The 12847-nt window shown below is 44.4% G+C and carries 13 protein-coding genes and 1 pseudogene; 9 read left to right on the forward strand and 5 right to left on the reverse strand.

Going from position 1 to position 12847, the window contains the following annotated elements; translation table 11 throughout:
* Window positions 1-71: 71 nt before the first annotated feature.
* The 3 genes from CHRO_RS13390 to CHRO_RS32200 form a co-directional block, all read right to left on the reverse strand.
* Complete coding sequence (locus CHRO_RS13390; RefSeq protein ID WP_015154747.1) at window positions 72-806, reverse strand: HNH nuclease; 735 nt, start codon at window positions 804-806, stop codon at window positions 72-74.
* Window positions 778-1716: a DNA adenine methylase gene (locus tag CHRO_RS13395; RefSeq protein ID WP_015154748.1), complete on the reverse strand. Its 939-nt coding sequence runs from the start codon at window positions 1714-1716 to the stop codon at window positions 778-780. Before CHRO_RS13395 ends, CHRO_RS13390 begins: the two co-directional genes overlap by 29 nt.
* 686 nt (window positions 1717-2402) lie before the next feature.
* The gene (locus tag CHRO_RS32200) at window positions 2403-2555 is read right to left on the reverse strand and encodes a hypothetical protein (RefSeq protein ID WP_181824330.1); all 153 of its coding nucleotides are present in this window, start codon (window positions 2553-2555) and stop codon (window positions 2403-2405) included.
* A 17-nt stretch (window positions 2556-2572) separates the two neighbouring features.
* Here CHRO_RS32200 and CHRO_RS13400 point away from each other — a divergent pair, with 17 nt between their 5' ends.
* The 6 genes from CHRO_RS13400 to CHRO_RS13420 all read left to right on the forward strand — a co-directional run bounded on the left by CHRO_RS13400 (window position 2573) and on the right by CHRO_RS13420 (window position 8833).
* Window positions 2573-3295, forward strand: coding sequence for a hypothetical protein (locus tag CHRO_RS13400; protein WP_015154749.1), 723 nt, complete (start codon window positions 2573-2575; stop codon window positions 3293-3295).
* Between the two features lie 140 nt (window positions 3296-3435).
* The gene (locus CHRO_RS13405; RefSeq protein WP_015154750.1) at window positions 3436-4590 is read left to right on the forward strand and encodes a baeRF7 domain-containing protein; all 1155 of its coding nucleotides are present in this window, start codon (window positions 3436-3438) and stop codon (window positions 4588-4590) included.
* A gap of 2 nt (window positions 4591-4592) precedes the next feature.
* The gene (locus CHRO_RS13410; RefSeq protein WP_051033233.1) at window positions 4593-5360 is read left to right on the forward strand and encodes a hypothetical protein; all 768 of its coding nucleotides are present in this window, start codon (window positions 4593-4595) and stop codon (window positions 5358-5360) included.
* Window positions 5348-5455: a hypothetical protein gene (locus tag CHRO_RS34790; protein ID WP_342669322.1), complete on the forward strand. Its 108-nt coding sequence runs from the start codon at window positions 5348-5350 to the stop codon at window positions 5453-5455. The genes CHRO_RS13410 and CHRO_RS34790 overlap by 13 nt, the downstream gene beginning before the upstream one ends.
* Entirely contained in the window at window positions 5416-6696 is a 1281-nt protein-coding gene (locus CHRO_RS13415; protein WP_342669334.1) for a DUF2254 domain-containing protein, read from the forward strand. The genes CHRO_RS34790 and CHRO_RS13415 overlap by 40 nt, the downstream gene beginning before the upstream one ends.
* Window positions 6697-6742: 46 nt before the next feature.
* On the forward strand, window positions 6743-8833 hold the full coding sequence (locus tag CHRO_RS13420) for a cation:proton antiporter domain-containing protein (protein ID WP_015154752.1): 2091 nt from the start codon (window positions 6743-6745) through the stop codon (window positions 8831-8833).
* Window positions 8834-8835: 2 nt separating this feature from the next.
* Here CHRO_RS13420 and CHRO_RS34795 read toward each other — a convergent pair.
* Window positions 8836-8946 (reverse strand): annotated as a pseudogene (locus CHRO_RS34795) (M48 family peptidase); the annotation flags it as partial.
* Between the two features lie 135 nt (window positions 8947-9081).
* Between CHRO_RS34795 and CHRO_RS13425 the strand changes: the two are divergent.
* The 3 genes from CHRO_RS13425 (at window position 9082) to CHRO_RS13435 (ending at window position 12219) form a co-directional block, all read left to right on the forward strand.
* On the forward strand, window positions 9082-11217 hold the full coding sequence (locus CHRO_RS13425) for a cation:proton antiporter (RefSeq protein WP_015154753.1): 2136 nt from the start codon (window positions 9082-9084) through the stop codon (window positions 11215-11217).
* 178 nt (window positions 11218-11395) lie between these two features.
* Complete coding sequence (locus tag CHRO_RS13430) at window positions 11396-11923, forward strand: hypothetical protein (RefSeq protein ID WP_015154754.1); 528 nt, start codon at window positions 11396-11398, stop codon at window positions 11921-11923.
* Between the two features lie 113 nt (window positions 11924-12036).
* The gene (locus CHRO_RS13435) at window positions 12037-12219 is read left to right on the forward strand and encodes a hypothetical protein (protein WP_015154755.1); all 183 of its coding nucleotides are present in this window, start codon (window positions 12037-12039) and stop codon (window positions 12217-12219) included.
* Between the two features lie 115 nt (window positions 12220-12334).
* Here the strand turns inward: CHRO_RS13435 and CHRO_RS13440 are convergent, their stop codons facing one another.
* Window positions 12335-12745: a response regulator transcription factor gene (locus CHRO_RS13440; protein WP_015154756.1), complete on the reverse strand. Its 411-nt coding sequence runs from the start codon at window positions 12743-12745 to the stop codon at window positions 12335-12337.
* Window positions 12746-12847 lie beyond the last annotated feature (102 nt).

Genomic DNA, 12847 nt, shown 5'->3' on the forward strand with positions numbered 1-12847 from the left:
ATAGGAAGTAAGCAGTGGAGACTGTAAAGTTAATTATCTTTACAATTCTATCCGATTTTGAGAATCAATTGTTATCCGTTTTGATTCCGACCGATTTCTCGTTCAATGATTTCTTTAATAAATTCAGGGATGTCTTTATTTAGTTCAGTAGCTTGCTGTTTCAGATTTTCATATATATCAATTTCTTCTTCCTGCCACATTATATCTATTCTTCTCACCTGTTGCATGGCAATATGTGTATAGCTTTCTGGATAAGCCCAGTAACATGATAAGCAAATAGACTTATCCTTGATAATACTCCAGTTCTCGCAGTGTTCGCACGACCAAGACTTTGCTCGGTTAGCAGAGCCACAAAGCAGCATAAAGTGTTCAGGTGAAAACTCTGGTTCTCCGTCAATTTCAAAAGGGATACGATGATCGATCTGCAATTCACGCTTATCCACTACTTCTAAATAAATGAAACACTTACAGCCATGTCTCTTAATTAGTTCGTCCTTTAGCTGCTTCGATAAACCAGTTCTACCAGAAAATCTAGAAAACCTAGCCTTGCTAACATCTCCAAATTTATAAGCAGCGATCTTTTTGCCATCGCTTCCTGTAACGCGGAAAGTGTCGAGGGGAATTCCACGTTCTCGAACATCTCTTGCTGCTCTTGGAGGATGATTATAGCCGTATATGTTCTTAAGTTCTTCCGTAGTTACAAGACCATGTTGCAAAATGTGATTAATAACAGCTTTTGGTCTTTTTGCAGTCACTGACTGACACAGTTGTATGAAATCATTGGGTAGCGGCTGAGAACTGTTCATGCTTGTCCAATAGAGTAAGCTGTTTATGCGTCCTGCTAATATAGCTCTCTATTCCTGAAATACGATCGCGAAGTAAGGAGGGCGACAAATACAGAGATTCTATTGTTACTTCGTCTCTACCCAACAGTGTTGCTTGAGACGATCGCCCAACTTTAATTTCAATTTTTTTTAACCCTAGTTCTTCAGGTAGCGAGTTGCCAAAAGTTTTGTTCCCTCGTTTACCATCGTAGCTAACTGCAAACGCTACTTCTTTCTGGTTGAGATCCTCAAGAGAAAGAACAAAATCATTAAAACTGATTCCAGCAAAATATCTTGAATCGCGATCGCCGCACACACCTTGATAAGGCGGATCTATGTAGACGAAATCACTTTGTCTAACTTCAGCTAGCACGTCTTTATAATCCCAACATGTGAATTTGCACTTATTTTTCAGCAGTTGAGATACACCTTCTATATTTTTTCTCATCTTGTCAGGCTGAGTTCCCTTTCGCCTTTTATCAGGGCTTTGGTTAAAAAAACCTTCAGAGTTATACCGTACAGCCCCTTTTACGCATCGAGCTAACAAATAGAGAAAAAGTTGCGGCTCATTAGTCTTATTAAACTGCTCTCTAACTTGATAGTAATGCCCTATGGAATCGCTATGCTGTTCGTTCCATATATCTGTATAAGCAGTTGCTATTTCTTCAGGGGTTTCTACGATCGCCCGTATTAATTCAACTAGCGGTTGATTTAAGTCATTGAGCCAAAAATTTTGAGAAATTTCCTTAGAAGAGGCGGCAATACTAATTGCAGCAGTTCCCGCAAACGGCTCAACCAGCCTATCTATAGTTTCAGGTAGAAATTTCAAAATGTCTGAAGCAAGATTTCTTTTACTGCCTTGATATTGAACCGGATGAGGAAGGCTAACCATTTTATATAGGACACATGCTCTCAATCAGCATACCATAAAGGCTAAGACGGCTAATGACTTACCAAATTCCCACATTGATAGATGTCCTACAACTAGACCTACAATTACGATTGTTGTGGTTTGCAGTTGAGCATCTAGAGGTAAGTAACCTTGAAACTCGTGTTCGATCCCGCGATCGCAATTAGCAGAATGAAGGAACGAGTGCGGTTGAGCGGCTGCTAGTAATCTTTGTACGATTGTCGCTAGAATCTGAGTTCTGTTCGCTACAACACGGTTATTATGCGCTGACTATAGCCGATCGATTAACTTGTCGTACTCTACATGGCTCCCGATCCAAAACCACAAGATACCACCTTCCACCTCAATACCTAAAGCTCGGTAATCTAAATCCGCTCGAACTGACCAATACTTTTTGCCAAAAGAGTGGAAATGAGAAGCTAATTCATTAGCTTTCGACTAGTCATGCAGCAACTACTAAAGAGATTTTGGCTTGAATCCAATGCTTGTAACTGATATAAAACCAAGGATTTATTACTTTACTAATAGAATAAATTGAACGTATGCAGTTGCATCACCCCTAAGTCTAAATTTCGTTAAATTCTCTAAGCCATTTTCAGACGAAGCTAGATGTTCACTCGAATTGAGGAGTTTTTCAAATCTCAATCTCAATCTCGATCGCTCTTATGTCATTTTCTGGTCACATTGAGGTTTGAAGCTAGAAGTAGGTGGGATAACTGTTTGTTTAACGCGATCGCTTTGAGCAATAAATCTGCTCGAATCAGCGCGATCGCGTGAAAGCCACCACTGAGAAAATTAAGTTCGCGAAAGCACAATTGCAATTGTTTCAGGAGAAAAAATGGTAACTCAACAATACAAGCGTGCTGTTGGTACGTTTTCTAGCAGAAACGAAGCAGAAGCGGCTCTCAATGGACTGAGAGAATCAGGCTTCTCGATGGATAAAGTTTCTCTACTGGCTAAAGATGCAGACCGTAACGAAGCAATCTCTGGGGTTGATGTTCGAGATCGTGACGAGCTGAAAAGAAATCGCACCGAAGCGGAACGCGGTAATACTGAAGCTCAAGAAGGTGCTGGGATTGGTGCTGTTACTGGTACGGCGTTGGGTGGTATCGGTGGCTTACTCGTCGGTCTGGAAGCTTTAGTTATTCCTGGGGTAGGTCCATTCTTGGCAGGCGGGACGATCGCAGCTACTCTAGCTGGTGCTGGCATCGGTGCGGCAGGAGGGGCAATAGTTGGAGCTTTGACTGGGTTGGGTATTCCAGAAGAAGATGCCAAAGCTTATGACAAGCGGATTTCCCAAGGGGACTACCTAGTGATATTAGAAGGTACTCAAGCCCAGATCGAGCGAGCTGGCAATGTCTTAAGGAATCGCGGCATTCATGAGTGGAAGGTATACAATGCTGCTGGGGGATCCAATTCCCAGCCTAGTGTTGGTTCCACCACTGTCAATCGCGATACGCAGCGATATGTAGATAGAACCACAACCGATCGCGATGTTATCGATACAACGACGGGCGATCCAGAAGTAAAGATTGTCGATCGACGTGAAGAGATTCGATAGTTTAAATCTCTACTGCTAAGATTTAGCCTTCTCGTTCTGCACCAATCTCAAGTAGAGACGTTACGTATAGCGTCTCTACACGAACTCAACCAATTTACATCTACGTAAAATTTACAGCTCGATCGCAATTTTGGGGAAAGATGAATTCACTAATTTCAGTTGACGAGCTATTGACTTTGGCATCTGATAAATCGGGGACTTGCGTTTCCATTTACATGCCAACTCATAAGCTGGGGACGCAGACGCAACAAGACCCGATTCGATTCAAGAATCTGATGCGCCAAGCAGAAGAAAAATTGATTGCCACTGGAATGCGGGCGCAAGATGCCAGAGATTTACTCGCAAGAGCGCAACAGCTCGATGATTTCCAGTTTTGGCAACATCAGAGTGATGGACTGGCAATTTTCATCTCGGCAGATATGTTTGGTTACTACTGCTTGCCGCTCAATTTTGACGAACTTGTAGTAGTCACCGATCGCTTTCACTTCAAGCCCTTACTACCTTTGCTTTCAGGTGATGGACAATTCTACATCTTGGCACTGAGTCAAAACCAAGTGAGATTATTCCAAGGAACGCGCTACAGTGTCAGCGAAATTGAGTTAGAAGATGTGCCAACTAGTATTGCTGAGGCATTGCGGTACGACGACCCCGAAAAGAGCCTCCAGTTCCATACAGGGACATCTGGAGGGCGAGGAGGCGACCGTGCTGCCATGTTTCACGGTCAAGGTGCTGGCAATGACGACCAAAAAGAAAACATCCTGCGCTACTTCCGCAAGGTAGATAGTGGTTTGCAGGAATTGCTCAAAGATCGGCGATCGCCTTTAGTTTTAGCAGGTGTTGACTATCTCTTGCCAATTTATCAGCAGGCAAACACATATCCCTACTTGCTCGATGAAGGCGTGACCAGAAATCCAGACCAACTCAAAGCAGAGGAATTACACGCACAGGCGTGGGAGATCGTCCAGCCTCATTTCGAGCGATCGCAACAAGAAACCGCAGCCCGTTATCAAGAACTAGCCGGAACGGGAAAAACTGCAACTAACATTCGGGAAGTCGTTCCTTCTGCTTATTACCAACGAGTTGAGTCTTTGTTTGTTCCCGTAGGGTTGCAAAAGTGGGGACGCTTTCATCCCGATACCAGCGAGGTAGAGTTACACGAAGAACATCAGCCTGGGGATGAGGACTTGATGGATTTAGCGGCTTTACATACACTTTTTAACGGCGGTACGGTATATGCAGTAGAGCCAGAGCAAGTGCCTGGGAATAATTCTTTAGCTGCGGTGTTGCGTTATTAGAAATGCCAACTCTGTTTTTACCAGGTAATCGTTCCATCATCACCCGTAACATTCCAACTGCGATCGCGATCGCAATTTTTCTACTTTTACCAGCCAGCAAAGGATTAGTGCAGGAGGAAATTTCTCCTTTACCTGTCACCCCCCAAACCAGCGCCCCAGAAGAAATTCCTAGCGACGGGCTGTTTTTTGCCGATGTTATTGTCAGAGGACAGCCCGTGTTTCAAATTGGCAGTTTGGGCGAACTTAGCGCCACCGAACGAGCGCAAATTGTAAATCGGCGCATTGCTGGTATTTTGGCGCAGTCACAAACTGGCAGCGCCGTCACCGTTGTTCCCGATCCTGGAAGAGGTATTGCCACCTTGCAGGTGAATAATCGGGTATTGATGACCGTAACGCAACAGGATGCCCAAGATTTTAATCTGCCTGTAGACAAGCTGGCGCAGCAGTGGGCAGCAGAGTTGAATCAAGCGTTCGAGCGTCCGCCATTAGCGATTGATGTCGGACAACGGCTTTGGATTACTTTACGACAGTTTCAGCGGGATGCGATCGACAATTTACCTGCATTTTTGGGAGCTTTGCTAGCAATCGCTGTTGCTTGGTTGATTGCTGCTAGCTTGCGTCGTCTGACTTTGGTAGGGGCGCAACGTTGGGAAGTGGATCGCAACTCTAAAATTTTGGTCAGTCGTTTAGTCTATTTTTGCATAATGCCGTTTTGGGAGTTGCCGGAGTCGAAGCAGAACCCCAGCCAGACATTTTTGTGCGCGAACTAGGAGCGAGTACAGTCAATATTGAGGTGAGATTTTGGGTAAATTCTCACCGTTTGCCATTTTTAGAAATGACTTCCCTGGTAGCACAATCGCCTTAGCAGTGACGATGCTAACGCTCGATCGCGAAGGCTATTATGGACCTCTAGAAAGTTGGGGTTGGATTTACGTTGGTAGCACAGATGGAGCGCGAGAGGTACTTTCAGCTGTTTCTGGTTCGATGATTACAGTTGCGGCAACCGCTTTTTCGATTACGATTGTCGCACTTCAACTAGCTGCTGCCAATTTTGGACCGCGATTGCTGCGTAACTTCATGCAAGACACTGGCAATCAGGTGGTTCTCGGCACGTTTATTGCCACATTTATTTACTGCTTGCTGGTGCTGCGAACGATTCGCGGCGATGGAGATGATTACGATCGCTTCATACCGCAAATCTCGATTACAGTTGCTACAGGGCTAGCATTAGTTAGTATCGGGATGTTAATTTACTTCATCCATCATGCCTCGACAATTATTCAAGCATCGCACGTTATTTCTGAAGCTGGAGCCGATCTAGACCGCGCAGTCGATCGCTTATTTCCCGAACATATTGGTGTTAACCAGCCGGAATTCAAACAACCATTAACAGAAATTCCAGATAATTTTGATACCGAAGCCTGCAAAATCAAAGCGAATAACAGTGGCTACGTGCAAGCGATCGACGACGAAGAATTAATGAAAATTGCCTGTCGGGAGCGGCTATTGCTACGCATCAACTATCGCCCAGGAAAATTTGTCGTAAAAGACCAGGCATTAGTCACGGCATATCCTCCAGAGCGGGTAAATCGCCAATTAACCAATAAAATTAACGATGCCTTTATTTTAGGTAAACAACGCACCGAACAGCAGGATGTAGAGTTTCCCATCAACCAATTAGTAGAAATTACTTTACGCGCCATTTCTCCCTCTGTCAACGATCCGTTTACCGCAATCCGGTGTATCGACCAACTGAGTGCAGGGCTATCTCGCTTGGTTCAGCGTCAGTTTCCCTCTCCTTACCGCTACGACGAACGGCACGAGTTGCGCGTCATTGCTGAGCCAGTCACGTTTGAAGGTCTAGTCGATGCTGCTTTTAACCAAATTCGCCAGTATGGTAAACAAGATGTGGCAGTGATAATTCGCTTGCTAGAAGCGATCGCCACCATAGCTGATTACACCTGCGATCGCAAAGACCGTGCAGTGTTGCTGCGTCATGCGGCGGCGATTAAACGCGATAGCTACGAGAACGTATCGGATAAGTTGGATAAACAAGATATCGATGAGCAATACTTAGTAGTGGAAAAATCACTTCGATCGGGATAAGCACGTTGCTATTTCGAGCGTCATTGTCTGCATTATCTCCAAATTTATGACAAATTTTTGGCAACAATTGCAAATGTGGGGCGATCGCGCTCGTGAATTTTTGACTCCCTCAGTTTTCGCAGGTCCAATTACCGATCCAGTACCAGTTTTCCTGACAATTATGGCGATTATGCTGGTTGCACCGCTGTTATTCGAGCGGGTGAGGCTACCAGGAATTGTCGGCTTAATCTTAGCGGGAGTGGTGGTAGGACCCTACGGAATAGGAGTTTTAGAGCGAGATAGCACGATTATCCTGCTCGGTACTGTGGGTTTGTTATTTCTGATGTTTATGGCTGGGCTAGAAACCAGCCTCGACGACCTAAAATACAACGCAGACAAAGCAGTAATTTTTGGCATTGCTACCTTTATCGTGCCGATGGCACTGGGTACGGTGGCGATGCTGGCAATCGGATACGGTTTCTTGGCAGCGATACTCGTTGCTTCCTGTTTTGCTTCCCACACGCTCTTGGCGTTACCAGTAGCGACTAAATTGGGAATTATGCGGACTCAGGCAGTCACGGCGACTTTGGGAGCAACTTTAATTACCAATGTCTTAGCTTTACTCGTTCTCGCCGTTGTTGTCCAGGCACATCAAGGTAGCCTCTCCCTCGGTTTTTGGTTATTTCTAATTCCGGCTTTAACTATTTATACCTTTGCTACTTTATGGGGAGTTCCTAAAATCGGTCGTTGGTTCTTTCGCCGTTTTGGGCATGACGAAGGGGCTGAGTTTACGTTTGTCGTTGCGACTTTATTTGTTGTTTCTTATGCGGCAGAACTAATTGATATTGAGCCAATTGTGGGGGCATTTTTAGCGGGAATTGCCATTACTCAACTGATTCCCCAACTGAGTCCGCTAATGAATCGCATTCAGTTTATTGGCAACACTTTATTCGTGCCATTTTTTCTGATTTCAGTAGGAATGTTGATTAATCCGAGGCTATTAGTTAGCGATCCGCGATCGCTATTGGTAGCAGGAGTGATGATTGTCGTGGCGCTCGTTGCCAAATTTGTTCCAGCTTGGGGCAGTGGTAAGCTATTTGGCTTTCAGTCCTCTGGCATTATGGTCATGTTCGGTCTTTCTGTTGCTCAAGCTGCATCGACGCTAGCAGCAATTACAGTTGCTTTTCAGATTCAACTTGTAGACCAAGCAACTGTTAACGGCACTGTCGCCATGATTTTAGTCACCTGTATTGCTTCTCCTTGGGTTACTAGTCGTTGGGGTCAAGGAGTGAAAGTTGAAGCAGCAAATCCTACTAGCAAGGGGAGAACAAAGCAAGTACAACAAGGCTTTACCGCAGCTCAAAATCTTCGCGTTTTAGTCCCTGTTGCTAACCCTAGTACGGAAGATAATTTACTTCATTTAGCTTTAATTCTAACCAAAAAAACAGCGGGAACTTTACTACCTTTACATATTTTGCCAGATAAACAGGGAACGATCGCGCCAGAAGCAAAAATTCAGCAAAGCCAGTTATTAGCCACAGCAGAAACAATCGCTCATGCAGCTGTAACGGCAGTCGAACCGATCGGACGCATTGATGATTCAGTCGATAAAGGAATTTTACGCTCTGCCTTAGAACGCGATGCCAATCTGATTGTTTGTGGCTGGAAAGGGTTTTCAACTTATCGCGAAAATTTTTTTGGTAGTGCGATCGATAACGTCATACGTCGCGCTACAGTCCCTGTATTAATTGCCCGATTTGCCCAGCCAATTGAAAATACTCATCGCGTCTTTTTGGCAATAGCCGATATTGAAAAATCAGCGTCCACTTTTGGACAAACGGTGTCGCTTGCTAAGTCTCTCGCTGACGAACTCAAGGCATCGCTACAACTGTTGCAGGTAACAGCCAGTCCCCGCAAACGCACGTCCTTTAATCCAGAAGAATTAGGATTGAGTCCAGACACTCAAATTCAACAAGTCAGGGGCAACTTTATCGGTCGAGTTTCCAAAATGCTTCAGCAGGATGACTTATTAATCTTAACGGCTGGAACTCATCCAGATATTAGAGGTCTACCAGCGTTGGGGGTTGCACCAGAGGCGATCGCTCGGAGTCATCCAGAAGTTTCGATTATTGTGATTCATTTTCCCCAACGGATCTAATCAGCGTAACCAGCCTTTGTTAAAGCTTGCAGTCCGACATCATCGGCTTCAAATTCAGCTTGACGACTGTTAGGACGGCGCAGTGCTACTTCTACACCAATGTTAACTGCCTGGAGATTAGACTAGGTTTCGGTGCGAAACCTAGTCTAATCTCCAGTCCAAAATCTAAAATCCAAAATTCAAAATTAGTTGACACTACAGAGATGATTAAAAGATCATCGTAGGGGCATCTGCTGCTGGAGGAAGTTATGCACGCAGTCATTCTCGTTTTAATTGAAGTGCTGATCGTCATAGCACTCTCGCGGATTGTGGGAATGGGATGCCGCTGGATCAAGCAACCGCTGGTCATAGGTGAAATCATCGCGGGAATTATGCTTGGTCCCTCGCTATTTGGTTTAATTGCTCCAGATCTTGCCGCAGCATTGTTTCCATCTGAAACACTTCCTTACTTAAACGTGCTGTCTCAGATCGGACTGATTTTTTTCATGTTTTTGATTGGCTTAGAGCTAAATCCTAAATACTTAAGCGGACAGTTAGATATAGCGATTCTTACTTCTCACGTCAGTATTTTAGTGCCTTTTTCTTTAGGGACGCTCTCAGCAATCATTCTTTATCCCTTGGTATCTGATGGGAGTGTTTCCTTTACTGCCTTTGCCCTGTTTCTGGGCGCAGCGATGTCAATTACTGCTTTTCCCGTCTTAGCGCGGATTATTACCGAAAATAACTTGCAGCGATCGCGTTTGGGAACTTTAGCACTGACGTGCGCTGCAGTAGATGATGTCACGGCTTGGTGCGTTTTGGCAGTGGCGATCGCAGTTGCAAAAGAGGGTGATTTTGTCAAGGCTATCCCGACAATTATTGCCGCGATCGTCTACATAGGCTTGATGGTGACAGCAGGGCGCTGGTGTTTACGGTATCTTGCCAAACTCTTTCATCGTACTGGACGTTTGACGCAATTTCTCTTAGCTTGCATTTACATGGGAGTGGTAATCTCTGCTTTAATTACCGAAGTCATTGGTATCCACTTGATTTTTGGGGCGTTCTTAGTCGGTGCAGTCATGCCCAAAGATCACGATCTGGTGCGGGAGATTGCCCAAAAGACAGAAGACTTCGTTTTAATCTTTTTACTCCCCGTCTTTTTTGCCTACAGCGGGATCAGAACCCAAATTGGCTTGCTCAATCGCCCGGAATTATGGCTGTTGTGTTTATTAGTTTTGGTAGTGGCGATCGCCGGAAAGTACATCGGTACTTATGTAGCGGCGCGTGTCAGTGGCATCGATAAACGAGAAGCATCAGCCTTGGGTTGGTTAATGAATACCCGTGGCTTGACAGAGTTGATCGTCCTCAACATTGGTTTGAGCTTAGGTGTCATCTCGCCTTTACTGTTTACCATGCTGGTGATTATGGCATTGGTGACAACGTTTATGACCTCACCACTGCTGGAATGGACGTATCCGAAGCGACTGATTAAATTAGATTTGGTAGAACCAGAACCACCACAAGCAGGTAATATAGAGCCTGTAACTCCGGCGTATAGAATTTTAGTCCCAGTCGCAAATCCCAGTACTCAACAAGGACTGTTGCAATTAGCAGCAGCGATCGCTGGCGGGCGATCGGCTGCTGCGATCGTCCATCCGCTCAGTTTGATCGAAATCGAAGAAGACTACGCTTTCCAAAGCACGCCAGAAGCCGCTGACAGGTTAATTCAAGAGCGCTATCAACAGCTAGAAGAATTAATTCAAACTTTAGAACCACCGTCAATTCGTTCTCTGATTCATCCCATCGTTCGCGTCAGCAATGACGTTGCTAGAGCAACAACCGAGATTGCCGCACTTGACAGCGTTAGTTTAATTGTCGTCGGTTGGCATCGTCCGGCTTTTAGTAACAACCGTTTAGGTGGACGTGTCGGTCAAATTCTCAGCCTTGCTCCAGTGGACGTAGCCGTATACATCGATCGCGGCAAACAAAACTTAGAATCGCTGTTAGTGCCTTATGTTGGCAATATTCACGATGACCTAGCGTTAGTCATCGCCCTGCGCCTGCTAGCGAATTGCGACACGGCATGTTTGTCAGTGCTGCAAGCAACACCAGCGCCAAGCGAGTTCAGTAACGAGTTACGCAACATCATGCAACAACTGCCGCAGAAAGTGCGCGATCGCATTTCTATAATCCAACCAAAAGAAACTTCCGAACCGATTCTCGCAGTCGTAGAAGCATCAGCCCGTGTCGATTTAACTATAGTTGGCATGAGTCGCGCTTGGGGAATTGAACGACAAACTCTAGGCAGGTACACAGATGAATTAGCAATCCAGTGTCAATCTTCCTTGCTAATTGCCCGTCGCCACAGTCAAGTCAGTTCTCACCTTGATGTTATTAGTGGTTAGTGACTGGTGGCTAGTGACTAGATAAAAATTCGGTGACTAGCTATTCATAAATAACAAATGACCAATGACGAATGACAAGTAACTTAGTGGTTAGTGACTGGTGGCTAGTGACTAGATAAAAATTCGGTGACTAGCTATTCATAAATAACAAATGACCAATGACGAATGACAAGTAACAATGAAAAACCATTTCAATCTCAAATCTTTAGCTTTTTACGGTGTTGCAATTAGTTCGGTTTTACTATTATTTAAAGTTGTTTCTGCCTATGGGGAGGCTAATCTTAAAGCACAAACATCAATTCAAGGGCGTTATCTGTTGTCTCTCGACCAAAATTTACCTGATTGTTTGGAGTTATCAAACTTGGTGTTAGACATACAGCAATCTGGTATTTACTTAAACGGGTCTTTATTGTTAGCAGAGAGTAGTTCGCATAAGGCTAGGGTTGGAGAAAAAAGACCGACTCTCACAGGAAAACTAAGCGATCGCACCTTACAATTAACTGGTAATGTCCCTTTAGCGACAATCTGTCGCCGACCTGTAGCAGCAGTTGTAAATGCGATCGCAATTTCTAGTCAGTTTCAGCCAGAAAGGATAGTAGGTAAACTCGGTATAGGTACGACAGCTAGAGAAATTGCTTTTACTGCTAAACGACTAGAATCTGGTGAATCAAATAGTCGGGAGTCAGGAGTCGGGAGTCGGGAGTAGGGGAGCTTCAGGTGCAGATGAGATGAAACAACTTCTGCTTTTAACTTTTGACTTTTGACTTTTAACTTTTGATTTCTACTACAATAAGGGCAGAATCAAACAAGGACTCAACGATGGATATTGAAACTTTGAAAGCAAGAATTGTGTTAGTTGAAGAAAAACGCGAATCATTGTTGCGCTTGTTAGAACAACCTAACTTAGGTACGCTCAGAATAGATGTCAATCAAGCTTTAGAAGAAATGGACGACTTACTTGATGAATTTAAGCGCACTTTTCCTGACAACGCGACTAACTAATCTATTATTTGCCCCCCTTCTAAACAAAAAGCACCGGAAGCCGATTTCTAGAATCGCTTTCCAGTGCTAACAAATCTTCTTTCCCGCTACGAACTCATCTTGTTCAAACCATTGTTTACGAGCGATTTATTTCTTGTTGTTGTTTTAATTCTTTAATGATGTTGATTAATTCTGGAGTAGCAATGTCTTTCTTGCAGATTGCATCAAAGCAGGCAATTGCTTGACGGTCGTGGAGTTTTGGATCTTCTACAGAAGAATAGGCGATAATTTGAGTTTCTGGCTGAATATCTTTAATCTTGGCAGCAGCACTCCAACCATCCATAACTGGCATTTGCAAGTCAAGCACAATCGCATCTGGATGAAAGCGCTGCGTCATTTCAACAGCTTCTTTGCCGTTACTGGCTAATCCTACTAGTTCTAAATTTTCCTGGTGAGCGATCGCTAGCTTCAGAGTGAGACGAGTAAGTTCGTGATCGTCTACAACCAAGACTCTGACAATGGAAGGTTCGCAAGATAACATCAGCATTTTAAACCGAATAAGATTACCAGGACGGACAATCGTAAACTATTGATTTTCACAGTATATTTTTGTTCAAGGTAAAACTACCTCTGTCCTATGGTGGAATGT

Origin of the sequence: Chroococcidiopsis thermalis PCC 7203, assembly GCF_000317125.1 — a bacterium.
Taxonomy (GTDB): domain Bacteria; phylum Cyanobacteriota; class Cyanobacteriia; order Cyanobacteriales; family Chroococcidiopsidaceae; genus Chroococcidiopsis; species Chroococcidiopsis thermalis.